We start from the raw sequence: 25110 nt of genomic DNA on the forward strand, positions 1-25110 counted from the left end.
GACGCCCCGAGGGCGTCGCCCCCTAGTCTCGGCGGATGCTCCGCGGATCTCAGCTCGACCGGGCCGCCCTGCTCCTCGGCGCCCTGGTGCTCCTCCTGATCGGGGCCCCGCACCTCGATCGGGCGCCCGGCCTCGTCCCGGTGGCGCTCGCGAGCGTGCCGCTGGTGCTGTCGGACGTGCGCGGGCACCGGCTCCCGAACGCGGTCACGCTCCCGCTGCTGGTGGTCGGAGCCGTCCTCGCGCCCACGGCGGGGACGCTTCTCGCCGTCCTCGCGACGGTGCTGTGCCTGGGCGTGCTGCATGCGGCGGGCGGGCTGGGCCTCGGCGACGTGAAGCTCCAGGCGGCCCTCGCACCGCCGCTCGCGGCTCTCGGACCCGAGCAGGTCGTCGCCGCACCCGCTGTCGGCTTCGCGGTGGCAGGGCTGTGGGTGCTCGTGCTGCGCGTCCGCGGACGGGTCGCGTTCGGACCGTTCCTGCTCACGGGGTTCTGGCTGGTGCTCTGACGGCCCGCCTCCGCGCCGAGCGCAGGGACGGGCCGTCGGAGGGCCGGGCTCAGCCGGGGTGGGTCATCGACATGACGTCGAGGGCGCTGTCGAGCTGCTCCTCCGTCACCTCGCCGCGCTCGACGAAGCCGAGGTCCACGACTGACTCGCGGACGGTGATCCCCTTGGCGACCGAGTTCTTCGCGACCTTGGCGGCGGCCTCGTAGCCGATCACCTTGTTGAGCGGCGTGACGATCGAGGGGGAGGACTCGGCGAGGGCGCGGGCGTGCTCGACGTCGGCCTCGAGGCCGTCGACGGTCTTGTCGGCGAGCAGCACGGCGGAGTTCGCGAGCAGGCGGATCGACTCCAGCAGCGCCGTCCCCATGACGGGGATCGCGACGTTGAGCTCGAAGGCACCCGAGGCGCCCGCCCAGGCGACGGTGGCGTCGTTGCCGATCACGCGCGCGCAGACCATGAGGACGGCCTCCGGGATCACCGGGTTCACCTTGCCGGGCATGATCGAGGATCCGGGCTGGAGGTCGGGGATCCGCAGCTCTCCGAGGCCGGTGTTGGGGCCGGAGCCCATCCAGCGGAGGTCGTTGTTGATCTTGGTCAGGCTCACCGCGAGCACGCGCAGCGCTCCGGAGGCCTCGACCAGCGAGTCCCGCGCGCCCTGGGCCTCGAAGTGGTTGCGGGCCTCGGTGACGGGCAGGCCCGTCTCCTCCGCGAGGCGCGCGATGACCTTCTGCGGGAATCCGGCGGGGGTGTTGATCCCGGTGCCGACCGCGGTGCCGCCGAGCGGGACCTCGGCGACGCGGGGGAGCGCCGACTGCACGCGCTCGATGCCGAGGCGGATCTGCGCGGCGTAGCCGCCGAACTCCTGGCCGAGCGTGACCGGGGTGGCGTCCATCAGGTGGGTGCGGCCGGCCTTGACGACCTCGGCCCACTGCTCCGCCTTGACCTCGAGCGACTCGGCGAGCTGCTCGAGCGAGGGGATCAGCGACTCGATGAGCGCGCCGGTGACGGCGACGTGGACCGAGGTGGGGAACACGTCGTTGGAGGACTGCGAGGCGTTGACGTGGTCGTTCGGGTGCACGGTGCGTCCGAGGGCCGTGGTCGCCAGCGAGCCCAGCACCTCGTTCATGTTCATGTTCGAGGACGTGCCCGAGCCGGTCTGGTAGACGTCGATCGGGAAGTGCGCGTCGTAGCCGCCCCCGACGACGAGGTCGGCCGCGTCGGCGATCGCCGTGGCGATGTCGGCGTCGAGCACGCCCAGCTCGGCGTTGGCCAGCGCCGCCGCCTTCTTGATGCGCGCGAGGGCCGCGATCTGGGCCGGCTCGAGCCCCGCACCGGAGATCGGGAAGTTCTCGACCGCCCGCTGGGTCTGCGCGGCGTAGAGGGCGTCGCGGGGGACCCGCACCTCGCCCATCGTGTCGTGCTCGATGCGGAAGTCGCCTGAGTCGTCGGTCGGGGAGTGATCCACCACGCTGTGTTCGTCCTTGTCTGATCGGTTGGTGCTGTGCTGTCCGGAGCCGCTCACGCGGGATCCGATCCCACCGCGCTCGGAGCGGCGGCGGAGGAGGCCGAGCCGGAGTCGCGCTCCAGCTCGGAGACGTAGGGGCTGAGCTCGGGCGGATCGATGCCGAGCACGACATCGGACATCACGGTGCCGTCCGAGAGCCGGTAGTTGGCGCCGACGAGGGCGAGCCGCCCGGTCGCGACAGCGTCGGCGATCAGCGGGGAGCGCTGGAGCAGCTCGGCGACCGTGTCGCGCAGGTGCTCGCGGCCGACGGCCAGCGCGTCGGTCGCCGACGGGTCGACGAGCACGCGGCCGTCCGGCTGAGCACCCACGAGGCGGCGCACCGCGGGGATGATCGGCTCGATCAGGTGCTCGATGTGCGGGGGGAGCCGCTCGGCGCCGGGCGCCTGCGACTGGATCGCTGCCCGGACCGCTCCGCACTCGTCGTGGCCGAGCACGAGCAGCACCTTCACGCCGAGAACGGCGACGCCGTACTCCAGCGAGCCGATGATGGAGTCGGCGATCACCTGGCCGGCGTTGCGGACGACGAAGAGGTCGCCGAGCCCCAGGTCGAAGATGATCTCGGCCGCGAGGCGGGAGTCGCTGCAGCCGAAGAGCGCGGCGAGCGGGGCCTGAGCGGCGGCGAGCTCGGCGCGGCGCTCGACGTCCTGGCGGGGGTGGCGGGGCTCGCCGGCGACGAAGCGCTGGTTGCCGCGGAGCATCTCCTTCCAGACCCACGCCGGCGGGCGGGACTCGCGGGGGACGGTGCTGCTGGTTCCGAGGCTCATCGGGACTCCTCCTGGCCGATCTGCGGGGTGATGGCGTCCACGACCAGGCGGATCTCGTCCGTCGGGGCCGTGCCGTAGACGAGGTAGGTGCTGGAGCCCTCCGTCGTCTCGAGTGCGTAGGGCGTGTTGCCGGTGTCGTCGCCGGAGTCGCGGTGGTCGTAGACGGTCCAGTCGCGGCCGTCGATCGTCTCGACGCCGGTCGCCGCCCGGCGGTCGAGCTGCGTCGCGACCCAGGCCGCGTCCGCGTCGAGCCCCTGGCTCAGGCCGATGTAGCCCGCCTTCGGGGTGATCAGGCCGACGTACCAGTAGTCGGTGCCGTTCTCGCGGCGGAGCTCGGCCGCGTTGGCCTTCCAGCCCTCGGGCAGGGAGGGCACGGCGAGCGTCTGCTCCTCGCCCAGCTGGACCTGCGCGGCGACGCGGGGGACGTCGACCGAGGAGAGCTCCACGGTGTCGCCGCGGGGGACGAGCAGGACGATGAGCGCCACGGCGCCGACGGTCGCGAGCAGCGAGAAGACGAGGTTGTTGACCGTCTTGCGCTGACGGTAGAGCCGGGAGTTCTCGGCCTTGCGGGCGGCCGTCTCGGCCGCCGTCTCCGGGCGCCCGAGCTCGGCGACGACCCGCGCGGGCTTCGCGCGGCTCATCCGGCGGCCGCCCCTCCGGAGCGGGCCGCGTCCAGCCGGGCGCGTGCTCCGATCAGCCACTCCTCGCAGCGGGCGGCGAGGGCCTCGCCGCGCTCCCACAGGGCGAGCGAGCGCTCGAGGGTGGAGCTGCCCTGCTCGAGCTCGGACACGACGCGGACGAGCTCGTCGCGCGCCTGCTCGTAGGAGAATCCCGAGACGTCGGAGTCGGTCGCCGGGGCGTCGGGGGAGTCGGGCATGGGTCTGATCCTATCGATCGGGGCTGAGGGGGACGGGTGGCGCGGCGGGCTCAGGACCGGCCGGCGGGATCGCCGGTAGGCCCCTCGGAGCGGGCGCCGACGGCCCCCTCCGCGAGCGTGAGGACGAGTGCGCCGCCGGCCGGCGCGTCACCGGGCGCCCGGACGACGTGCCCGGCCGCGTTCTGGACGATCGCGTAGCCGCGGTCGAGGGTGTGCTGGGGGGAGAGGGCGCGCAGGTGGCCGTGCAGGCGCTCGACCTCGAGGTGCGCGCGCTCGAGGCGGCGGTCCACCAGCTCGGCGCCGCGCGCGACCCAGCGGGTCAGCTCCTCGGAGTGCCGGTCGACCAGCACGTGCGGCTGGGCGAGCACCGGCCGCGAGCGCAGCTGCGAGAGCCGGTCGATCTCGTGCGAGACGAGCCCGCTCACGCGGCCGGTCATCCGCAGCCGGGCCTGCTGCACGCGCAGCAGCTCGTCGGAGACGTCGGGCACGACCCTCTTCGCGGCGTCGGTGGGAGTGGAGGCGCGCAGGTCGGCGACGTCGTCGAGCAGCGGGCGGTCGGCCTCGTGGCCGATCGCGCTGACGACCGGAGTGGAGCAGGCGGCGACGGCGCGCACGAGCGCCTCGTCGCTGAAGCCGAGCAGGTTCTGGAAGTCGCCGCCTCCGCGGGCGATCACGATCACGTCGATGCTGTCGTCGGCCTCGAGGGTCCGCAGGGCCGAGAGCACCTCCGGGACCGTCCGGTCGCCCTGCACGGCCGAGTGGACCACCCGGAAGCGCACCGCCGGCCAGCGCAGCTGCGCGTTCCGCAGCACGTCCTTCTCGGCGTCCGAGTCCTTGCCGGTGATGAGGCCCACGCCGTGCGGGAGGAACGGCAGCGGCTTCTTGCGGGAGGCGTCGAACAGCCCCTCCGACGCCAGCTGCCGGCGGAGCCGCTCGAGCTTCTCGAGCAGATCGCCCAGGCCGACGTGGCGCATCTCGAAGACCTGCATCGAGAGCGTGCCGCCCTTGACCCAGTAGTTGGGCTTCACCAGCGCGATGACCCGATCGCCCTGCTTGAGGTCGGCCGGGAGGCGGCTCCGCACCGACGACCAGACGGTGAAGCCGACCGTCGCGTCTCCGGACAGGTCCTTCAGCTTCCCGTAGACGTTGCCGCCGGACGCGCCCCACTGGGTGATCTCGCCCTCGACCCACGCGGTCCCGAGGCGCTCGATCCAGCCCTTGATCTTGCTGGCGAGCAGGCCGACCGGCCAGGGTGCGTCGGCGGTGGGTGGGGCGTCGGTCATCGCTGCCTCTGCTCGGAGGGACGGGGGGGGAGCGGGAGTGCCCTCCCGCGACGACAACGGTACGGGACGGGTCCGACACCGGGACGGCCCGGGCACAGGATGCACCACGTAGAATCAGGGGGTGAGCCAAGTCCCGATCAGCCTGCCCATGCCGCGCATGCCCCGCGCCACAGGGCGTCTGCGCGACGTCCCCGTCGAGGGCCGCAAGCGCGTCCTCCTCGCCGCGCCCCGCGGCTACTGCGCCGGAGTCGACCGCGCGGTCGTCGCCGTCGAGAAGGCCATCGAGCACTACGGTGCCCCGGTCTACGTGCGCAAGCAGATCGTGCACAACGTGCACGTCGTCTCCACGCTCGAGAGCCAGGGCGCCATCTTCGTCGACGAGGTCGACGAGGTGCCCGAGGGATCGCACATCGTCTTCAGCGCGCACGGCGTCTCACCGGCGGTCGTCCAGGGCGCGGCAGACCGCAATCTCCAGGCGATCGACGCGACCTGCCCCCTGGTGACGAAGGTGCACCGCGAGGCCGTCCGCTTCGCGCGCGACGACTTCGAGATCCTCCTCATCGGCCACGAGGGCCACGAGGAGGTCGAGGGCACCGCGGGCGAGGCTCCCGATCACGTCACCCTCGTCGGCAGCCCCGACGACGTGCCGAACATCGTCGTGAAGGACCCGGACAAGGTCGTCTGGCTCTCGCAGACGACGCTCTCGGTCGACGAGACGATGGAGACGGTACGCCGTCTCCGCGAGCGCTTCCCCAACCTGCAGGACCCGCCGAGCGACGACATCTGCTACGCCACGCAGAACCGCCAGGTCGCGATCAAGAAGGTCGCCGCGGGCGCCGAGCTGGTCATCGTCGTCGGCTCCGCGAACTCCTCCAACTCCGTGCGCCTCGTCGAGGTCGCCCTCGAGTACGGCGCGAAGGCCGCCTACCGGGTCGACTACGCGAGCGAGATCAAGCAGGAGTGGCTCGAGGGCATCCGCACCGTCGGCGTCACCAGCGGCGCCTCGGTGCCCGAGGTGCTCGTCCAGGAGGTCCTCGACGACCTCGCCGCCGCCGGGTACGGCGACGTCGAGGAGGTCAAGACCGCGGAGGAGGACCTGATGTTCTCGCTCCCCAAGGAGCTGCGCAAGGACGTCGCCGGCAAGCGCGACGCCCGCGGCGTCGGTGGACGCATCAGCGCGGGAGCGGGCGCCTAGAGCGTTCCGGCCCGGACACGGAAGAGGCCGCCCTCCCTCGGGAGCGGCGGCCTCTTCCGTGTGCGTTGGAACGGGGATCGACGCTAGACGTCGGTGCCGGCGCCGCCCTGCGAGCCCGACATGCGCGTGACGTACTCCGCGAACGTCGGGTCGCCCAGGATGGCGATCGCCGCGACGATCAGGGAGAGCAGCACGGTCGCCGCGATCCCGAGGATCGGGACGAGCACGGCGCGCTTGCCGGCGCGGAGCCGCCGGATCGAGATCCACACCGCGAAGGCGACGATCAGCGACTGCGCGAGCGCCACCACGACGCCGAGGATCCGTGCGAGCTCCGGCGACGCGTAGGTGCCAATGCCCTGGGAGCGGTAGAGCTCCTGGAGGGTCGTCGCGAAGCTCGAGGGATCGAGCAGCGTCGGCACGGCGAAGAACACGCCGAGCGCGAGCAGCACGATCGTGAGCAGGCGGTCGACGGGATGCGCGACGGGCTTCGCGGCCGGAGCGGTCGCGGGCCTCGGATCGGTCTCCGACCCCCTCGGGTCGGGGACGACCACGGCGTCCTCCGGCGGCTGCCACGACCAGCCGGGTGGCGCGTACTCGCCGTACTGCGGCTCCGGACGCCTGTCGCCCGGCTGATCGTGTGCGTTCGTCACGGAGCGGTGCCCTACTTCCCGGAGTTCCCGGCCGAGCCGAGCTGACGGGTCGCCTCGGCGACGCGCGCGGCCATCGCGGTCTCGGCGATCTTGCCCCACGAGCGCGGGTCGTAGACCTTCTTGTTGCCGACCTCGCCGTCGACCTTGAGGAAGCCGTCGTAGTTCTTCAGCACGGTGTCCGCGACGGAGCGGCTGAAGGCGTACTGCGTGTCGGTGTCGATGTTCATCTTGACGACGCCGTTGCGGACCGCCTCGGCGATCTCCTCGTCGGTCGAGCCCGAGCCGCCGTGGAAGACGAGATCGAGGGGGAGCGCGCCGGTGCCGTACTTCGCCTGCAGGCCGTCCTGGATCTCGCGGAGCAGCTCCGGGCGCAGGCGGACGTTGCCCGGCTTGTAGACGCCGTGGACGTTGCCGAAGGTCAGGGCGGCCATGTAGCGGCCCTGCTCGCCGAAGCCGAGGGCCTCGACGGTCGCGATCGCGTCGTCGAGCGTGGTGTAGAGGTGCTCGTTGATGTCGTGCGAGACGCCGTCCTCCTCGCCGCCGACGACACCGATCTCGACCTCGAGGATGGCGTTGATGTTCTTGACGCGCGGGAGGATCTCCTTCGCGATGGCGAGGTTCTCGTCGAGCGGGATCGCGGAGCCGTCCCACATGTGCGACTGGAACAGCGGCTCGCGACCGGCCTTGACCTCCTCCTCGGAGGCGGCGATCAGCGGGTAGACGAAGCCCTCGAGCGCGTTCTGCGGGCAGTGGTCGGTGTGGAGCGCGACCGTGACCGGGTAGTTCTTGGCGACCTCGGTCGCGAACCTCGCGAAGGCGATCGCGCCTGCCGCGCGGTTCTTCACGGTGTGGCCGGCGAAGTAGTCCGCGCCTCCGGTGGTGACCTGGATGATGCCGTCCGAGCCCGCCTCGGTGAGGCCCTGGAGGACCGCGTTGATCGTCTGCGACGACGAGACGTTGAACGCCGGGTAGGCGAAGCCGCCCGCCTTCGCCTTGTCGAGCATCTCTGCGTACTGGTCCGGGGTAGCGACGGGCATGGCATCTCCTTTGACGGATGAACGAAGGGGGGTCGGGCGAGGCCCGCGTCGCGGACGAGTCTAGCGAGGCGCCCCTCCGCGGTCCCTCCGCCCGTGGAGGGCCCTGGACTAGGCTTCGGGCAGGGATGGGGATCCGCTCCGCGGGTCCTGCGACGACGTGCACGAACTCGACGACGAAGGACTCCGCTCTGTGATCGACAGCGACTCGCTCTACCTCCACCCCGACCGCAACCTCGGCATGGAGCTCGTCCGCGCCACCGAGGCCGCCGCGATCCGCGCCGTGCCCTTCATCGGCAAGGGCGACAAGAACGCCGCCGACGGCGCAGCGGTCGACGCCATGCGCACCTTCCTCGGGACCGTGAACTTCGACGGAGTCGTCGTGATCGGCGAGGGCGAGAAGGACAACGCGCCCATGCTCTTCAACGGCGAGCACGTCGGCAACGGCTCGGGGCCCGCCGCCGACATCGCCGTCGACCCGATCGACGGCACCTCGCTGACCGCGGCCGGGCGCCAGAACGCGCTCTCGATGATCGCCGTCGCCGACCGCGGCGCGATGTTCGACCCCTCCGCCGTGTTCTACATGGAGAAGATCGTCACCGGGCCCGAGGGCGTCGGGATCATCGACATCCAGCGCCCGATTGGCGAGAACATCCGCGCCCTGGCCCGCGCCAAGCGCAAGCCCGTCGAGGAGATGCGCATCGCGGTGCTCGACCGCCCGCGCCACGCTCAGCTGATCGAGGACATCCGTGCGGCCGGAGCCGGCACGCGCCTCCTGCTCGACGGCGACGTCGCGGGCGGCATCAACGCCGCTCGCCACGACTCCCGACTCGACATGTGCGTCGGCACCGGAGGCACGCCCGAGGGCATCATCACCGCCTGCGCCATCCGCGCGCTCGGGGGAGTGATCCAGGGCATCCTCCGCCCGAAGGACGACGACGAGCGCCAGCGCGCCATCGACGCCGGGCACGACCTCGATCGCGTCCTCCACGCCAACGACCTCGTCCGCAGCGACAACACCTACTTCGTCGCGACCGGAGTGACGAACGGCGGGCTCGTGAAGGGCGTGCGCAAGGAGGGCCACGTCATCACGACGGAGTCCATCGTGCTGCGCTCCCGCTCGGGCACCATCCGCCGCGTGACCGCCCAGCACCTCGCGGAGAAGTGGGTCTAGGCCGTCACCGTCTGTCCGAGACGCCGCCCCGCCGCTGAGGCGCCGCCCCGCTGACGGCGCCTCGGCGAGAGCGGTGGCGTCTCGGCGTGTGATGCGCGATAGAACGTCGGCCTCGATCATCACCAGGTGAGCGGGCGGAGCCGCGGCGGGTCTCGATGCGCGTCGCGGGCGCTCCTCCGGCGAGCCGCGGAGGCGGAGTGCCGTCGTGAGCTGCGGTCGTCCGGGTGTCGAGCCGGATGGACGGCGCCGCTCGCGCCCGGCCTGCACGCCCGGTGCTCGCTCAGCGAGAACCCGGGACCCTACGCGCTCCGCTCGGACTCGTCGTCCGCGGCGAGCAGCTCGACGGCGGTGAGGCGGCGCGGCGAGGAGGCGACTCCTCCGACCGGGGCGATGACGCGCGACTCGTCGAGGGAGTCGAACTGGCGCGCGGTGACCAGCACGCGGCTCTCGAGCGAGCCGGCGAAGGCGTTGTAGGAGTCGACCGTCTTCTCGAGCGAGCGGCGCAGGCCCTCGGCGTGGTCGGCGAGGGTGCCGAGACGGGCGTAGAGCGTCTTGCCGAGGTCGAGCAGGCGCTTGGCGTCGTCGGTGAGCACGTCCTGCTGCCAGGTGTAGGCGACGGTCTTCAGCACCGACCACAGGGTCACGGGCGAGGCGAGGGCGACGCGCTTGCGGAACGCGTACTCGAGCAGGCTCGGGTCGGCGTCGAGCGCGCTCGCGAGCAGCGGCTCGCTCGGCACGAACGCGATGACGAACTCGGGGCTCGCCGGGAGACCGGTCCAGTAGGAGCGGGCGGCCAGCGCGTCCACATGGCCGCGGAGGGCGCGGACGTGCGCGCGCAGGAGCCCCGCGCGCCGCGCCTCCTCCTCTCCGCCGGCGCCCGCGGGGATCGCGCTCGCCTCCAGGTACGCGTCGAACGGCACCTTGGCGTCCACCGCGATCGCCTTGCCGCCGGGCAGGCGGACCACCATGTCGGCGCGGCCGCGGCCCGCCTCGCCCTCGAGCCCGAACTGCACGTCGAAGTCGACCCGCTGGGTGAGCCCGGCGGCCTCGACGACGTTCCGCAGCTGCGTCTCGCCCCAGGCGCCGCGGCTCGTGGTGGAGCGGAGCGCGGACGCGAGGGTCTCGGTCGTCGAGCGCAGCTGCTCGCCCGCCGCCCGCTGTCCCTCGAGCTGCTCGGTGATCGCCCCGAACTGGGCGGCGCGCTCGCGCTCGAGCCGGCCGACCGCCTCCTGCATGCCGCGCAGGCTCTCGGCGACGGGGGAGAGGGTCTGCAGGATGCGCGCGTCGTGCCGCTCGCGCTCGGCGACGACGCGCAGCTGCTCCTGGAGCTCGCGGATCTGGTCGCGGGCGGAGCCGAGGTGCTCGCGGTGCTGCTCGACGACGGCCTCGTGGCGCTCCTCCAGGCCCTCCGCGCGTGCGCGGGCCGTCGCGAGGTCGAGGGCGAGGGCGGCGTCGGGCGTGCGGGAGCGGGCGAGGAGGACGGCGACGACTCCCGCGAGGAGCGCGCCGACCACCAGGCCGAGGACGAAGGAGAGATCCATGCCGCCGATGACACCACGCACCTCCGACATCGAGCGATCGACGCGCCACGCCCACCGAACGAGGGCCAGGACGCCCTGCGACCGCCTCGTAGACTTCGCGATCATGGGGAATCACCACCGCTCATCGCGCCTGCTCACGGCCGCGCTCGCTCTCGCCGTCGGGCTCGGCACCGCCCTCGTCCCGATCACCTCCGCCTCCGCCGCCGATGACGCGCCGTCGACCGTCTCGGTCGAGACCGGCGCTCTCGACGCGTCCCTCGACCGCGCCGACCTCGGCGTCCCGGACCAGTCGACGCAGTACAGCGCCGAGGAGACGAAGAGCTTCCGCGCCGGCTTCATCGTCAGCGACGCCCAGTTCTTCGACGGGGACGCGCTGAGCACCGGTCAGGTGCAGTCGCTCCTGAACGAGAAGGGCAGCCCGTGCTCCACCGCAGGCACCGCCCCCTGCCTCAAGAACTTCTCGCAGGCGACGCCGTCCAAGGCGGCGGACGCGATGTGCAGCGCCTACCAGGGCTCCGGCAGCGAGTCGTCGGCCTCGATCTTCACGCGCGTCGGCCTGGCCTGCGGCATCAACCCGCTCGCCCTGGTCGTGCTCGTGCAGAAGGAGCGGAGCCTCGTCACCGACGCGACGCCCAGCCCCGAGGACTACGCCAAGGCGACCGGCTACAACTGCCCGGACACCGCGGCGTGCGACCCCGGCTCGGCGGGCTTCTTCACGCAGGTCTACAGCGCGGCCCGCCAGTTCAAGCGCTACGCCAACCCGCCCGGCTCCGGCTCGAACTTCACCACCTACGCTCCGGGCACGACGCCGAACGTCGCCTACTACCCGAGCACCGCGTGCGGCTCCTCGCCGGTCACCATCCGCAACCAGGCCACGGCCGACCTCTACTACTACACGCCGTACCAGCCCAACGACTACGCGCTCACCGGCTCCGGCAACGCGGCCTGCGCGACCTACGGCAACATCAACTTCTGGTACCTCTTCAGCGACTGGAACCCGAACGGCACCCTGGCCAACGCCGGGATCGCCCCCGCGGGACGCGTCGACGCCCCGCGCATCTCGGGCAGCACCCTGAGCGTGTCCGGCTGGGCCGTCGATCCGACGACGCAGCAGGCCGCGCTGACCACGACGGTCACGGTGACCGGCCCCGACGGCACCCGCACGGTCCGCACGCAGACCGCGAACGGCGACCGCGGTGACATCCCGGGCGAGTACTCCGTCGCCGGCCGCGCCCACGGCTTCGGCGCCACCACGCCCGTCTCGGCACCCGGGACCTACCAGGTCTGCGTCTCCGCCGACTCCGTCGACTGGAACCGCTGGGTCGGCACGGGCGACTCCCGGGGCCCCGGCCGGAAGGATCTCGGCTGCTCGTCCGTGAGCACGTCGGCCGGGATCGACGTCTCGCGCCTGGCCGGCACGGACCGCCAGGGCACCGCCGTCGCGATCTCGAAGGCCGTCTTCCGCACGAACGTCCCGGTCGTCTACATCGCGACCGGCGCCAACTTCCCCGACGCCCTGAGCGCCGCCCCTGCCGCGGCCAAGCAGGGCGGTCCGCTGCTCCTGGTCGACCGGGACTCGATGTCGCAGCCCGTTCGCGACGAGCTCAGCCGGCTCAAGCCGGCGAGGATCGTCGTGGTCGGCTCCGCACTGAGCGTCGGCGACGGCCTGCTGAACCAGCTGAGGTCCTACTCGCCGACGGTGGACCGCATCGGAGGGAAGGACCGCTACGACACGTCCAGGCTCATCATCCAGAGCGCGTTCTCGGGCGGCTCGACGCGGGCCTGGCTCGCCACGGGCGAGAAGTTCCCCGACGCGCTCGGCGCGAGCGCCGCGGCCGGCTCCGTCGACGCGCCCGTCGTCCTCGTGAACGGCACCGGCAGCACGGCCGACGCCGTGACGAAGGGCATCCTCTCGAAGCTCAAGGTGCAGAACCTCACCATCGCGGGCAGCCCCCTGTCGGTGAGCGAGGGGATCAAGAACTCGCTTCCGGTGCCGACGATCACCCGCATCGGCGGAGTCGACCGCTACGACACCTCGGAGCAGCTGAACCGGGCAGCCTTCTCGAGGGCCAAGACCGTGTTCCTGGCGACGGGCGAGAATTTCCCCGACGCCCTCGCCGGAGCCACGGCGGCGGGCTACTCGAACAGCCCGCTGTTCGCCGTGCCGACGAACTGCGTGCCCCGCGCCGTCCTGACCGACATCGCGAAGTCGGGAGCTCAGCGGGTCGTCCTCCTCGGCGGTCCCACCACCCTCTCGGAGGACGTCGCGCGGCTCACCCCCTGCGGCTGATCGCCCGCGACCCCGCCACTAGCGTGGAGGGATGACCCCGACCGCACCGTCCCCGACCGGCCTCCGACGCCGGCGGGGCGGTGCGGTCGTCGTCGTCGCGGCGCTGGTGGCACTCCTGCTGGGAGACTCTGTCGACGGCACGCGCCTCGCCGCGGTGCCGTCCGAGCCGCAGACCGTCCGGCTGTGGACCTTCCTCCAGCCGGGCCCCGTCGCGGCCGACTTCGACCCGGGCGACCTGATCTCCGACGAGGTCTTCTTCGCCGGCGACGCGCTCGGACCGCTCACGGTGCAGGCGTTCCTCGACGCCCGCGTCCCCGACTGCGCGGGCGGGCCGGTGCCGTGCCTGCGCGACTACGCCGAGGACACCGCGGCGATCACGGCCGACGAGCAGTGCGATGCGCTGCCCGCCGGACGCGACGTCCCGGCCGCGGAGATCATCACCTCGGTCGCCGGCGCGTGCGGCGTGAATCCGGCCGTCCTCCTGGTGCTGCTGCAGAAGGAGCAGTCGCTCGTGACCGATCCGGAGCCGAGCGAGCGGCAGTTCTGCAGCGCCACGGGCTACGGCTGCCCGGACACCGCCGACTGCGACACGGACTCCTACGGCTTCGCCGCGCAGGTGTACGGAGCGGCGTGGCAGTTCCAGCGCTACCGGAATCCGGACTCGAGCTTCGACTGGTACCCGGTCGGCGCGGCCGGCGACGTCCGCTACTCCCCGGACGAGTCCTGCGGTACCGCCCCGGTGACGATCGCCAACGCGGCCACGGCGGGTCTCTACTACTACACGCCGTACCAGCCGAACGCGGCGGCGCTCGCGAACCTCTACGGCGAGGGCGACGACTGCTCGGCCTACGGGAACCGGAACTTCTGGCGCATCTTCAGCACCTGGTTCGGCGACCCCCGCGGCTGAGCCGATCGTCTCGAGCCGGCTCGGCATGACGGACGTCAGGCGGCGACGGGGGCCTTCGGGCGCAGGCGCTTCACGGAGACGCCGGCCAGCTCGCCGAGCTCGGCCATGCTCGCGGCGCCGTGCCGCCGGGCCGCGTGCACGACGATCGCGGCGCACGCCTCGGCGTCGGCCGACGCGTCGTGGTGGCGGAAGTCCTCGAAGCCCGCGGCCATGGCGACGACGGGGAGGCGGTAGGAGTCGAGCTCGTACGTCTTGCGGGCGAGCTGCAGCGAGCAGAGGTAGTCGTACTCGGGGTGCTCGAGGGAGGTCGCCGCGCAGGCTGCGCGGATGACGCCCATGTCGAAGCCGGCGTTGTGCGCGACGAACACGTCCTCGCCGGCGAAGGCCGCCAGGTCGGCGAACTGGTCGACCCAGGAGGCGGCGGCGTGCACGTCGTGCTTGCGGATGCCGTGGATCCGCGTGTTCCACTCGAGGAAGTCGTCGTACCCCAGCGGCGGGCGGATGAGCCAGCCGGCGCGGTCGACGACGCGGCCGTCGCGGACCTTCACGAGCCCGACGGAGCAGGCGGAGGCCCCGTGCGAGTTGGCGGTCTCGAAGTCGATGGCGGTGAAGTCGATGGGCACACTCCAGCCTCTCACGCACCTCCGACGCCGCAGGGAGCGTCGCGCGCGCGTCGCCACGAGCGGGCGGGAGCACCCGCCGGCCGCGGGCGGGCGCCTCCCGTTCCTCCGCGCCCCGCCCGCCCGGCCCTTCCGCCGCCACGCCGTAGGATGGATGCCCGTGGCTCTCACTATCGCAATCGTCGGTCTCCCCAACGTCGGCAAGTCGACGCTCTTCAACGCACTGACCAAGAACACGGTGCTCGCGGCGAACTACCCGTTCGCGACGATCGAGCCGAACGTGGGTGTGGTGAACCTGCCCGACTCCCGCCTCGAGGTGCTCGCCGGGATCTTCGGCTCCGAGCGCATCCTCCCGGCGCCCGTCTCCTTCGTCGACATCGCCGGCATCGTGCGCGGCGCGTCCGAGGGCGAGGGCCTGGGCAACAAGTTCCTCGCGAACATCCGCGAGGCCGACGCCATCGCGCAGGTCATCCGCGGCTTCGAGGACTCCGACGTCGTCCACGTCGACGGCAAGGTCGACGCCGCCAGCGACATGGAGACGATCAACACCGAGCTGGTCCTCGCCGATCTCCAGACCCTCGAGAAGGCCGAGGCCCGCTACGAGAAGGAGCTCAAGGGCAGGAAGATCGAGCCGATCGTGGTCGAGACCGCGAAGAAGGCGCGCGAGTTCCTCGACCAGGGCAAGCCGCTGTCGGCCTCCTCGATCGATCTGGAGCCGATCCGCGAGCTGGGCCTGCTGACCGCCAAGCCCTTCATCTACGTCTTCAACGTCGACGAGGCCGTGCTGACCGACGACGCCCGGAAGGCCGAGCTCGCGGCCCTGGTCGCGCCGGCGAAGGCGATCTTCCTCGACGCGAAGATCGAGTCCGAGCTGATCGACCTCGACGAGGCCGACGCCGCCGAGATGCTCGAGTCGACCGGCCAGACGGAGTCGGGCCTCAACCAGCTCGCGACCATCGGCTTCGACACCCTGGGCCTCCAGACGTACCTCACGGCAGGCCCGAAGGAGACGCGCGCCTGGACCATCGGGAAGGGCTGGACCGCGCCCCAGGCCGCCGGTGTCATCCACACCGACTTCCAGAAGGGCTTCATCAAGGCCGAGATCATCTCGTTCGACGACCTCGTCGAGACCGGCTCGATCGCCGAGGCCCGCGCGAAGGGCAAGGCCCGCATCGAGGGCAAGGACTACGTCATGCAGGACGGCGACGTCGTGGAATTCCGCTTCAACGTGTAGGAAGACCGCGCTCGGCTCGAGGCGCCCGGTTCGCTCGGATCCCCGGATCCGCGAGCCGGGCGCTTCTGCACGGAGGTGCGGGATCGCCGACCCCGGGAGTCCGACACGAGGCCGGTCACGTCCCCGGACGTCCGCTCCGCCCGTCAGTTCAGCACGTCGCCGATCAGCCAGCTCGACAGCCCGACGAGGGTGCAGACGCCGACGACCACCCAGGCGACGGTCCGGCGGACCGAGCGGGAGACCGCCTCCGAGCTGCGGGGAGTGGGACGCAGCGGCGGCGTGTACGCGGGCGGTACGGAGTAGGTCCGAGCCGGCGGGAGGAGTCGGGGGAGGGTGACCGGATGGCCGTCGACCCACTCGGCGGGCAGCTCCGCGGCCTTCGCGGCCTGCAGCGTGAGCTCGACCTTCAGCGGGGATCCGCGGAGGGAGGCGTAGGCGGCGGCGGTGAGGCCGAGGCTCGCGAGGTGGCGGAGGGTCGGGGTGAAATCCGCCGAGAGGGTCGGGGAGAGCTCGCCCACCCGCTCGCCGTCGAGACGGAGCTCGACGAGGTCGCCCGCCGGGTGCAGGGTCACCAGCAGCAGGCCGCGGCCGCTCGCCGGAACGACCGACGAGAGGCGGGCGAAGTGCTCGTCCTCGCGCAGGACCGGCAGGCCCCGCGACCAGGGGAGGATCGAGTGGCGCTCGACGGGCGGCTCGTTGAGCGGCACGAGCAGCTCGGGGGCGACGAGGGCGACGCGGAGGACGGCCCGCAGGCCCTCCTCGCCGCGCTCGACCCGGAGGCGCGCGGTCGTGACCGGGACGGCTCCGCTCGCCACGACCCGGTCGAGAGCGGCCCGGTGGGCGGAGGCGTTCGGCAGGTAGCCGAGGACGCGGCCGCCGACCCGGACCGAGACGGCGTCGAGGCCGGTGGGGTGGTCGGGCTCGGGGATCAGGTCGACCTCGAGGGTCCGCTCGTCGATCTCGCCCTGCTCGAGCGTGCGGCCGATCAGATCGGCGATCTCCTCGATCCGCTCGGCCTCGGCGAGGGCGTCGACGCTCGGGGCGCCGTCGGCGTTCGGGAGGCGGTAGACGACGCGCTCCGTGACGGGGGTGACGGGTGCGTCCCGCACCACCGCGGCACTGTCCTGCGCGGAGCGGCGCGCCCCGGTGAACCGCCTGCCGTCCCACCAGCGCATCTCGGCCGCATCGGCCTCGTCGCGGTACCAGCCCGCCGGCGCACCCTCGTCCATCGACCCCCCGTTCCTCCGGCGAACGAGTCTACGAGGAGGGCGGGAGCGTCAGAGACCCGGGTCCGTGGCGGCGGGATCCTCGGGGGCGAGCGCGGCCGCGGGCTCTCCCGAAGCGGGGCCGCTCCACGCACCGGACTCGTGCGCTCGAAGGCCGGCGATCCACTCCAGAGCCTCGCGGACGAGCATCCGGACGTGACGCGCGTGGCCGATGGTGACGGGGGCGGGATCCTCGAGAACCTCGAGCAGGCGGTGCAGCACGGCACGGCTCTGCAGTCGTGTCATGGGCCTCACGGTAGGGGCCCGGTCGCTCGGACGGTAGTGCCGATCCGCGACAGCGCACCCGTCTAGGCTCGCCACATGACTCGTCTCGACGGTGCCGTCGTCCTCGTCCTCGGAGCCTCGGGCGGCCTCGGCCGCCTCCTGGCCGATTCGCTGGAGGCGCGCGGTGCCGTCGCGGTGCGCTCGGGGCGCGACTCCGCGGCGCTCGGCGAGGCACCCCTGGTCGCCGACCTGCGCGGGGAGGACGAGCCCCGGCGCGTGGTCGCCGAGGTGCTCGAGCGGCACGGGCGCCTCGACGGCGTCGTCGTGGCCGCGGGCGTCGTGGCCTTCGGGCCGTCCGCCGAGCTCGATCCGGCCGTTCTGGAGGAGCTCGTCGAGGTGAACGCGCTGGCGCCGATCCGGGTGCTGACCGCCGCGCTGCCGTCGCTCGTCGCGTCGGCGGGCGAGGGGCGCGAGCCGTTCGCGCTGACCATCAGCGGCGTGGTGGCGGAGGCTCCGACCGCGGGCCTCGCCGCGTACTCCGCCTCGAAGGCGGCACTGCACTCCTTCGTGAAGGCCTCGGCCCGCGAGTACAAGCGGGCGGGCGTCCTCCTGCTCGACGCGTGCCCCGGCCACACCGAGACCGAGCTGTCCCGGCACCCTCTCGCGGGAGACGCGCCCCGCTTCGGCGCGGGTCTGGCGCCGCAGGACGTGGTCGACCGGCTGCTCGACGCGGTCGAGGGCGGCGAGACCGACCTGCCTCCTGCGGCGTTCACCGGCTGACGCCGTCCCGAGACGAGGCGGAGCCGGTCGATCCTCGCGGGAACGCACCGGATCGAGCACTGCAGCCTCGGTCGCGTACAGCCGTCGTGGTCAGCCTGCGCGTCCGGCGGCCGGGTCCGCGATCGGCGCGGCAGCCTGTCCGACCGTCCTCCCCGCAGACGCGGGGATACCCGCCGTTCACCGGAGCGTCGCACGGGCGCACTAGCGTCCCTCCGTGCCCGACACCGCCGATGACGCCCTCCGTCCCACTCCCGAGCTGCTCCGCACGCTCACGCCCGCCGACGCGCGGGACCTCGTCGTGCTGGACGAGGACGACGACGATCCGGTGCTCCTGCGCCGCGACGGCACGCAGGTCGACACCTGGCGCGAGGGCTACCCCTACGACGAGCGGATGTCGCGCGAGGAGTACGAGGCGGGCAAGCGCCTCCTCCAGATCGAGCTGCTGAAGCTGCAGAACTGGATCAAGAAGCACGGGCGCCGACTCGTGGTCGTGTTCGAGGGGCGCGACGCCGCGGGCAAGGGCGGCACCATCAAGCGCTTCACCGAGCACCTCAACCCGCGCGGAGCCCGCGTGGTCGCGCTCGAGAAGCCGACCGAGCGCGAGGCCGGTCAGTGGTACTTCCAGCGCTACGTCTCGCACCTGCCGGCCGCCGGCGAGATCGTCCTCTTCGACCGCTCCTGGTACAACCGGGCCGGCGTGGAGCGCGTGATGGGCTTCTGCACGCCGGCGCAGTACGACGAGTTCGTCCGCCAGACGCCGCTGTTCGAGCGGATGCTCGTCGGCGACGGCATCGACCTGGTGAAGCTGTGGTTCTCGGTCTCGGCGGAGGAGCAGCGCACCCGGTTCACGATCCGCATGATCGACCCCGTGCGCCAGTGGAAGCTCTCGCCGATGGACCTCGCCTCGCTCGACAAGTGGGGCGACTACACCGCGGCCAAGGAGGCGATGATGGCGGCGACCGACACCGCCGACGCTCCCTGGACCATCGTGAAGAGCAACGACAAGAAGCGCGCCCGGCTCGAGGCCATGCGCTACGTCCTGAGCCTCTACGACTACGACGGACGCGACGAGGAGGTCGTGGGCCCGCTGGGTCCGGACCCGCTGATCGTCGGATCGGCCGCGGACGTGTACGAGCGCGGCGAGCACGCCGCGACGAGCTGACCGGGGGGACGGACATGGGGGAGTCGGGGATCGGCGCGGAGCTGCCGGGGGTGCACCTGCGCTGGCTGGCGCTCGACGAGCAGACGCTGGACGCCGAGCGGCTGCTGCCGCTGCTGAGCGACGAGGAGCGCGAGCGCTACGCCGGCACGGTCGCCGCGTCGGCGGCCGAGCGCTTCGTCTTCGGGCGGGTGCTCCTGCGGATGCTCGCGGCCGAGCTCACGGGGACGCGCGCGTCGGAGGTCCGGGTCGTCGCGTGCTGCCCGCGCTGCGGGGGCGCGCACGGCCGGCCGCGGCTGGAGGGACGCGGGATCGCGCTCGAGCTGCTGTCGGTGAGCATCGCGCACTGCGCGGGCGCCGTCGTGGTCGCGGCGAGCAGCGCCGGTGCGGTCGGCGTCGATGTGGAGCCGACGCTGGGCACGCCCGAGCGCGGGGAGCGGATCACGCGCATCGCCGGGGCGCCCTTCGCCACGGGCGGGATGCGCCCCGCCGACCCCGTCCTGCACTGGACCCGGATCGAGGCCGCACTGAAGGCGGACGGTCGCGGGCTCGAGCTCGACCCGCGCCGGGTGCACGTGCACGAGTCGCACCACGCGGCGGAGGCGCGGATCGACGGCGTCCGCTTCCGGCTGGCCGAGCCGCAGCTGGACCCCGCGCTGCGGGTCAGCGTCGCCCTCGGGCCGATGGGGGACGCGGGCGCCGGGCCCATCATCGGCTGGCGGCGCGAGCACGGCGACGCGCTCGCGGACTCGCTGGTGTCAGCGCCGGGACGGTAGCGGCGGCAGCTCCTCGTCGAGGAGCCAGGCGTCGAGCAGGTCGTCCACGCCCTCGCCGAGGACCTCGGTGCAGAGCTCGCGGAACTCCTCGTCGGTGACGGCGGCGGAGGCGTAGCGGGACGTCCACTCCCGCAGCAGCCGGAGGAAGGGCCCGTCGCCGACGGTGAGCCGAAGCGCGTGCAGGGTGAGCGCGCCGCGCTTGTAGACGCGGTCGTCGAAGAGCGCGACCGGCCCCGGATCGGCGAGCACGAGATCCTGCGCCGCAGCCCGCAGCACCGCGTGGTGGCGGCGGGCGCAGGCGTCGGCGGTGGCGCGGCCCGACTCCTCCGACCACAGCCACTCCGCGTAGCAGGCGAACCCCTCGTTGAGCCAGATGTGGCGCCACCGGGCGATGCCCACGCTGTTGCCGAACCACTGGTGCGCGAGCTCGTGCGCGATGAGGCGCTCCGAGCCGCCGCGGCCGTCGGCGTGGTTGGCGCCGAACACCGCCATCGCCTGCGCCTCGAGCGGGATCTCCAGCTCGTCCGCCGTGACGACGACGCAGTAGCGGGCGAAGGGGTAGGGCCCGAACAGCCGCGTGAACAGGGCGAGCATGCGCTCGAGCGGAGCGAAGTCGTGCGCGACCCGAGCGGCCAGGGCGGCGGGGCGGGCGAGGGTCACCGCGACGCCGGCGAGCACGCGCTCCTCGATCGCGTAGCGGCCGATCTGCACCGAGGCGAGGTACGCGGCGCTGGGCTCGCGCTGCTCGTAGAGCCAGGTGCGGCGGCCGGAGCGGGCGCTCGAGTCGATGAGCACCCCGTTCGCGAGCACGGCGTAGCCCTCCTCGGCGGTGACGCGCAGGCGGTAGGGAGCCTTCTCGGCGACGTCGTCGTTGCAGGGGAACCAGGTGGAGGAGCCGGAGGGCTGCGAGGCGACGAGCACCCCGTCCTCCAGCTCCTCCCAGCCGAGCTCGCCCCAGTGGCTGGCGCGGGGGGCGGGGTGGCCGCTGTACTCGATCTCGACGTCGACGCTCTCGCCGGCGGCCAGCGGCTCGGCGGGGGACACCCGCAGCTTGTGCGGCGCCTGCTCGTGGCGGGCGCGGCGTCCGTCGATCCGGACGCGGGCCACGCGGAGCCGGGAGAGGTCGAGGGAGAACCGCCGGAGCGGCTGCAGCGCGACGATCCGCAGCACGGCCCGGCCGGCCAGGCGGTTCGAGGCGACGCGGTAGTCGAGGTCGAGGTCGTAGGACTCGACGCGGTAGCCGGTGTTCCCGATGCCGGGGACGTAGGGGTCGCCGGCGGTCTCGAGCCCGGTCAGCGCGGGGCTCACGCGACGGGCGCGTGGTAGTCGGCGACGCGCACCTCGCGCCACGGGCCGATCGGGTTGCCGCTCCAGCGGCTGCCCGCGGGCACGAGCTCCCCCCGCATGACGAGCGAGGCCGGGCCGACCGTGCCGTGCTCGGCGATCCGCGCGGCGGGGAGGATCACGCTGTGCGGGCCCAGGGTGGCGCCGGCGTCGAGGCTCACGAGATCCATGCTCATGATTCGATCATGGAACAGGTGCGTCTGCACGACGCAGCCCCGGTTCACGGTCGCTCCGTCGCCGAGCGAGATCAGATCGGCCTCGGGGAGCCAGTAGCTCTCGCACCAGACGCCGCGTCCGATCCGGGCGCCGAGGCTCCGCAGCCACCAGACCAGCGCCGGAGTGCCCGCGGCGGCGTGGGCGAACCAGGGCGCGGCGACCATCTCGGTGAAGGCGTCGGCCAGCTCGCTCCGCCAGACGAACGAGGACCACAGCGGCTGCTCGCTCGGCTCGACCCGCTGGATCAGGATCCACTTCGCGGCGGTGGAGACGGCCGCGGCGACCGCTCCGGCGGCCAGCAGCACGACGCCTCCCACGAGCGCGGCGAGCACCGCCCCGAGCGTCTGGATCAGCGCGAGCAGTCCGGCTACCACGCCGAGGCCGATCGCGACCGAGACGACCACCGGGACGAAGCGGCCGAGCTCCCACGCGATGCGGGCCGCGCGGAGTCGGCGGGCCGGGCGGAAGGTGCGCGCCGACTCCGCCTCGACGACGGTGCGCCGCAGCCGCACGGGCGGTGAGCCCAGCCACGACGAGCCCGCCTTCGACTTGCGGGGCGCGGAGGAGAGGACGGCGACGAGTCCGCCGGCGGGCACGGTGTGGCCGGGCGCGGCCATGCCGGAGTTGCCGAGGAACGCGCGCTCGCCGATCTCGGCGCGGGCGAGCCGCATCCAGCCGCCGCCGAGCGCGTAGGAGGCGACGAGCGTGTCGTCGGCGAGGAACGCGCCGTCGCGGATGGTCGTCATCGCGGGCAGGAGCAGCACCGTCGAGGCCTCGACGTCGCGTCCGACCTTCGCGCCGAGGAGCCGCAGCCAGACCGGGGTGAACAGGCCCGAGTAGAGCGGGAAGAGCAGGACCCGCGCGGAGTCGAGCAGCCGCTCCGTCGACCAGACCTGCCAGCCGATCCGACCGCGCACAGGGTGGGTGCCCGGCTCGACGCCCCGGCCGAGCAGGCGCACCAGGACGACGACGAGAGCGGAGAGGACGACTCCGGAGACGGCGACGGCGGGCACGAGGGCGGCGAGAGCGGGCCCGAGCGCGGCGCCGAGGCCGGCCGAGCCGCGCACGGCGGCGGCCACGACGGCGAGCCCGGCCGCGAGGGCGAGGACCGGGACCGCCGCGAGGCCGACCGCGGACGCTCCGTACGCCCAGACCCAGCCCGGGCGGCGCGCCGGGCGCTCCGAGGGGAACCCGGCGTTCGCCCTGCCGAGCCGCTGGGCGGGGGATCCTCCCCAGCGCTGCCCGGCCGGCACCCGCCCGAAGACGGCTGATCCCGGCTCGATCTGCGCGTGCTTGCCGATCCGGGCGCCGGGGAGGAGCGTGCTGCGCGCGCCCACCGTGCTGCCGGCGCCGACCCGGACGGCACCGACGCGCAGGACGTCGCCGTCGATCCAGTAGCCGGAGAGGTCGACCTCGGGCTCGATCGCGGCGCCGCGCCCGAGCGTGAGCATCCCGGTCAGCGGAGGGAGGGAGTGCAGGTCGACGTCGTCGGCGATGCGGGCGCCGAGCGCGCGGGCGTAATAGGCGACCCAGGGCGCGCCCGCGAGGCTCACGGCCTTGAGCTGGAACGCGATCTGCTCGGCCAGCCAGAGCCGGAGGTGCACGCTCCCGCCGCGCGGGTGGTCTCCGGCTCGGATCCCGCGCAGCAGGGTGCGCGCGGCGAGGACGGTGAGCCCCATCCGCCCGAACGGCGTGAGGAAGAGCGCGAACGCGGGGATCAGCGCGGCGAGCGGAGCGGTGGGCAGCCAGCTGAACCCCGGCACCAGGTCGAGCACCGCGGTGGCGGTGAGGATCGCAGTGACCCAGCGGGCGCTGCCGAGCACGAGCAGCGGTGCGCCGAGGAGGGTCTGCAGCACGCGCATCCTGAGGGGGACCGGCGCGATGCGGTGAGCGGACACCTCCGCAGTGCCGGTCGAGCGGCTCTGGATCTCGGCGGCCATCGCCGCGAGACGCGGGTGGGCGTAGACGTCGGCGACCGTGAACTCGGGGTCGCGCTCGCGGATCCGCGCGACCAGCTGGGCGGCGGCGAGGGAGCCGCCGCCGAGGTCGAAGAAGTTCGCCCGCTCGTCGACCGGCACGCCGAGCACGTCGCGCCAGAGGGCGGCGAGCCACGCCTCCTCGGGGTCGAGGGAGGCGTCCTCGGTCGTGCCCACGGCGAGCGGCCAGGGGAGTGCGGCGCGGTCGACCTTGCCGGAGACGCGGGTCGGCAGCTCCTCGACCACGGCCAGCAGCGGCACGAGGGATGCGGGCAGCGCCTCACGCAGGCGGGCGAGCGCCGCGTCGCGGTCGAGCTCCCGGCCGCCGGCGAGGGCCAGGTAGCCGACGAGGACCTGGTTGCCGGCCGCCGTGGTGCGGACCGCGGCCGCCGCCCCCGAGACTCCGGGGAGCGCCTGCAGCGCCGCCTCGACCTCGCCGAGCTCGATCCGCCGACCGCCGAGCTTCACCTGGTCGTCCGCGCGCCCCTGGAAGATCAGGCCGGCGCTCTCGAAGCGCACCAGGTCGCCGGAGCGGTAGGCCCGCTCCCAGCCCAGGAGCGGTGCCGGCGCGTACTTCTCGGCGTCCTTGACCGGGTCGAGGTAGCGCGCGAGCCCGACCCCGCCGATGACCAGCTCGCCGACCTCGCCCTCGCCGACCCGCTGCCCGTCCGCGTCCACGACGGCGAGCCGCCAGCCGTCCAGCGGCAGCCCGATGCGCACCGGGGGAGGCCCGCCGAGGGGCGCGGCGCAGGCGACGACGGTGGCCTCGGTCGGCCCGTAGGTGTTCCAGACCTCGCGGCCCTCGACGGCCAGGCGCTCGCCGAGCTCCGGCGGGCACGCCTCGCCGCCGAAGATCAGCAGGCGGACGTTCTCGAGCGACTCCGCGGGCCAGAGCGCCGCGAGGGTCGGCACGGTCGAGACCACGGTGATGCCGTGCGTGGTCAGCCATGGGCCGAGGTCCATGCCGCTGCGGACCAGCGAGCGGGGAGCGGGGACGAGGCAGGCGCCGTGCCGCCAGGCGAGCCACATCTCCTCGCAGGACGCGTCGAACGCGACCGAGAGACCGGCCAGCACCCGGTCCCCGGGGCCGAGCGGCTCCGCCTGGAGGAACAGGCGCGCCTCGGCGTCGACGAAGGCGGCGGCGGAGCGGTGGCTGACCGCCACTCCCTTGGGGGTTCCGGTGGAGCCGGAGGTGAAGATGATCCAGGCGTCGTCCTCGAGCGAGGGCGGCTGCAGCAGCGGGATCGACGCCGTGCTCGGGTGCGGCGCGCTCGCGGTGAACAGGCGGGCGGCCGGCTCGTCGGCGCCGGTGCGCTCGAAGCGGCCGGAGCCGGTGATCACGCCGCGGACGGCGGCCTCGCCGAAGACGAGGCGCGCCCGCTCCTCGGGGTCGTCCGCGTCCACCGGGACGTACGCGGCTCCCGCGGCGAGGACGGCCAGGATCGCGAGGTAGAGCTCGCGGGAGCCGCTGGGCATGCGGATCCCGACGCGGTCGCCGCGTCGGACCCCTGCGGTGGTGAGCTCGCCCGCGAGCTGCACCGTGCGGGCCAGCAGCTCCCGGTAGCTGAGCGCTCCGGCCGGGTCCTCCAGCGCGGAGGCGTCCGGGTGGCGCTCCGCGGTGTCGCGGAGGACGTCGACCAGCGTGCGGGGAGGAGGGGTGGCCGCTCCGGCGTCGAGCACGTCCTGGGGGCCGGCCGTCTCGGTCACGTCTCGTCTCCGTCCCGGCCGCGCGATCGGGAGCGCGGCGGCCGGGGCGACACCGTAGGGAGGCGGGG

Annotated in this window: 22 protein-coding genes; 9 read left to right on the top strand and 13 right to left on the bottom strand. The window is 73.4% G+C overall.

The features are described from left to right. Window positions 1–35 precede the first annotated feature (35 nt). Window positions 36–503: a prepilin peptidase gene (locus C5C25_RS01705; RefSeq protein ID WP_104249535.1), complete on the top strand. Its 468-nt coding sequence runs from the start codon at window positions 36–38 to the stop codon at window positions 501–503. 49 nt (window positions 504–552) lie between these two features. Here C5C25_RS01705 and C5C25_RS01710 read toward each other — a convergent pair whose 3' ends face one another. From C5C25_RS01710 to xseA, 5 genes are read right to left on the bottom strand one after another with little or no spacing between them, the layout of a single operon-like run. Further along, window positions 553–1968, bottom strand: a complete 1416-nt coding sequence (locus C5C25_RS01710) for an aspartate ammonia-lyase (RefSeq protein WP_104249536.1) — start codon at window positions 1966–1968, stop codon at window positions 553–555. A 50-nt stretch (window positions 1969–2018) separates the two neighbouring features. Then, complete coding sequence (locus C5C25_RS01715; RefSeq protein WP_208543312.1) at window positions 2019–2789, bottom strand: carbonic anhydrase; 771 nt, start codon at window positions 2787–2789, stop codon at window positions 2019–2021. Further along, entirely contained in the window at window positions 2786–3430 is a 645-nt protein-coding gene (locus C5C25_RS01720; RefSeq protein WP_104225525.1) for a DUF4245 domain-containing protein, read from the bottom strand. Before C5C25_RS01720 ends, C5C25_RS01715 begins: the two co-directional genes overlap by 4 nt. Then, window positions 3427–3666: an exodeoxyribonuclease VII small subunit gene (locus C5C25_RS01725; protein ID WP_104224418.1), complete on the bottom strand. Its 240-nt coding sequence runs from the start codon at window positions 3664–3666 to the stop codon at window positions 3427–3429. Before C5C25_RS01725 ends, C5C25_RS01720 begins: the two co-directional genes overlap by 4 nt. Window positions 3667–3716: 50 nt before the next feature. After that, window positions 3717–4949: an exodeoxyribonuclease VII large subunit gene (gene xseA / locus C5C25_RS01730; RefSeq protein ID WP_104224417.1), complete on the bottom strand. Its 1233-nt coding sequence runs from the start codon at window positions 4947–4949 to the stop codon at window positions 3717–3719. A 148-nt stretch (window positions 4950–5097) separates the two neighbouring features. Between xseA and C5C25_RS01735 the strand changes: the two genes are divergently transcribed. After that, the gene (locus tag C5C25_RS01735; RefSeq protein WP_104224416.1) at window positions 5098–6144 is read left to right on the top strand and encodes a 4-hydroxy-3-methylbut-2-enyl diphosphate reductase; all 1047 of its coding nucleotides are present in this window, start codon (window positions 5098–5100) and stop codon (window positions 6142–6144) included. 83 nt (window positions 6145–6227) lie between these two features. On the opposite strand, the gene C5C25_RS01740 is transcribed toward C5C25_RS01735, so the two are convergent. Together C5C25_RS01740 and fbaA are read right to left on the bottom strand one after the other, a co-directional pair. Beyond that, window positions 6228–6794, bottom strand: a complete 567-nt coding sequence (locus tag C5C25_RS01740; protein ID WP_104224415.1) for a DUF6264 family protein — start codon at window positions 6792–6794, stop codon at window positions 6228–6230. A gap of 11 nt (window positions 6795–6805) precedes the next feature. Further along, window positions 6806–7831, bottom strand: coding sequence for a class II fructose-bisphosphate aldolase (fbaA, locus tag C5C25_RS01745; protein ID WP_104224414.1), 1026 nt, complete (start codon window positions 7829–7831; stop codon window positions 6806–6808). Between the two features lie 238 nt (window positions 7832–8069). On the opposite strand from fbaA, the gene glpX reads away from it, so the two are divergent. Then, on the top strand, window positions 8070–9002 hold the full coding sequence (gene glpX / locus C5C25_RS01750; RefSeq protein WP_097165697.1) for a class II fructose-bisphosphatase: 933 nt from the start codon (window positions 8070–8072) through the stop codon (window positions 9000–9002). Window positions 9003–9301: 299 nt separating this feature from the next. Here glpX and C5C25_RS01755 read toward each other — a convergent pair whose 3' ends face one another. After that, window positions 9302–10543: a DNA recombination protein RmuC gene (locus tag C5C25_RS01755; RefSeq protein WP_219812324.1), complete on the bottom strand. Its 1242-nt coding sequence runs from the start codon at window positions 10541–10543 to the stop codon at window positions 9302–9304. Between the two features lie 103 nt (window positions 10544–10646). Between C5C25_RS01755 and C5C25_RS01760 the strand changes: the two genes are divergently transcribed. Both C5C25_RS01760 and C5C25_RS01765 read left to right on the top strand, forming a co-directional pair. Next, entirely contained in the window at window positions 10647–12833 is a 2187-nt protein-coding gene (locus tag C5C25_RS01760) for a cell wall-binding repeat-containing protein (protein WP_104249537.1), read from the top strand. A gap of 31 nt (window positions 12834–12864) precedes the next feature. Continuing rightward, window positions 12865–13740, top strand: coding sequence for a hemagglutinin (locus C5C25_RS01765; protein WP_104249538.1), 876 nt, complete (start codon window positions 12865–12867; stop codon window positions 13738–13740). 35 nt (window positions 13741–13775) lie between these two features. Here C5C25_RS01765 and C5C25_RS01770 read toward each other — a convergent pair whose 3' ends face one another. Next, window positions 13776–14363 carry an exonuclease domain-containing protein gene (locus C5C25_RS01770; protein WP_104224410.1) on the bottom strand — a complete coding sequence of 196 codons (588 nt, stop codon included), beginning with the start codon at window positions 14361–14363 and terminating at the stop codon, window positions 13776–13778. 157 nt (window positions 14364–14520) lie between these two features. On the opposite strand from C5C25_RS01770, the gene ychF reads away from it, so the two are divergent. Next, the gene (ychF, locus tag C5C25_RS01775; protein ID WP_104222958.1) at window positions 14521–15594 is read left to right on the top strand and encodes a redox-regulated ATPase YchF; all 1074 of its coding nucleotides are present in this window, start codon (window positions 14521–14523) and stop codon (window positions 15592–15594) included. Window positions 15595–15737: 143 nt separating this feature from the next. Here the strand turns inward: ychF and C5C25_RS01780 are convergent, their stop codons facing one another. Continuing rightward, on the bottom strand, window positions 15738–16823 hold the full coding sequence (locus C5C25_RS01780; RefSeq protein ID WP_104249539.1) for a DUF2510 domain-containing protein: 1086 nt from the start codon (window positions 16821–16823) through the stop codon (window positions 15738–15740). A gap of 48 nt (window positions 16824–16871) precedes the next feature. Next, window positions 16872–17105, bottom strand: a complete 234-nt coding sequence (locus C5C25_RS01785; protein ID WP_146079410.1) for a hypothetical protein — start codon at window positions 17103–17105, stop codon at window positions 16872–16874. A 75-nt stretch (window positions 17106–17180) separates the two neighbouring features. Between C5C25_RS01785 and C5C25_RS01790 the strand changes: the two genes are divergently transcribed. The 3 genes from C5C25_RS01790 (at window position 17181) to C5C25_RS01800 (ending at window position 19799) form a co-directional block, all read left to right on the top strand. Next, window positions 17181–17864, top strand: coding sequence for an SDR family oxidoreductase (locus C5C25_RS01790; protein WP_104249541.1), 684 nt, complete (start codon window positions 17181–17183; stop codon window positions 17862–17864). 301 nt (window positions 17865–18165) lie between these two features. Beyond that, window positions 18166–19026, top strand: a complete 861-nt coding sequence (gene ppk2 / locus C5C25_RS01795; protein WP_258069319.1) for a polyphosphate kinase 2 — start codon at window positions 18166–18168, stop codon at window positions 19024–19026. 14 nt (window positions 19027–19040) lie between these two features. Next, on the top strand, window positions 19041–19799 hold the full coding sequence (locus tag C5C25_RS01800) for a 4'-phosphopantetheinyl transferase superfamily protein (RefSeq protein ID WP_104222962.1): 759 nt from the start codon (window positions 19041–19043) through the stop codon (window positions 19797–19799). Here the strand turns inward: C5C25_RS01800 and C5C25_RS01805 are convergent. Further along, window positions 19782–21107: a M1 family metallopeptidase gene (locus tag C5C25_RS01805; RefSeq protein ID WP_258062826.1), complete on the bottom strand. Its 1326-nt coding sequence runs from the start codon at window positions 21105–21107 to the stop codon at window positions 19782–19784. The two genes, C5C25_RS01800 and C5C25_RS01805, sit on opposite strands and share 18 nt — an antisense overlap. After that, window positions 21104–25042, bottom strand: a complete 3939-nt coding sequence (locus C5C25_RS01810; protein ID WP_181133608.1) for a Pls/PosA family non-ribosomal peptide synthetase — start codon at window positions 25040–25042, stop codon at window positions 21104–21106. The genes C5C25_RS01805 and C5C25_RS01810 overlap by 4 nt, the downstream gene beginning before the upstream one ends. Window positions 25043–25110 lie beyond the last annotated feature (68 nt).

Origin of the sequence: Rathayibacter sp. AY2B9 (genome assembly GCF_002931595.1) — a bacterium.
Taxonomy (GTDB): domain Bacteria; phylum Actinomycetota; class Actinomycetes; order Actinomycetales; family Microbacteriaceae; genus Rathayibacter.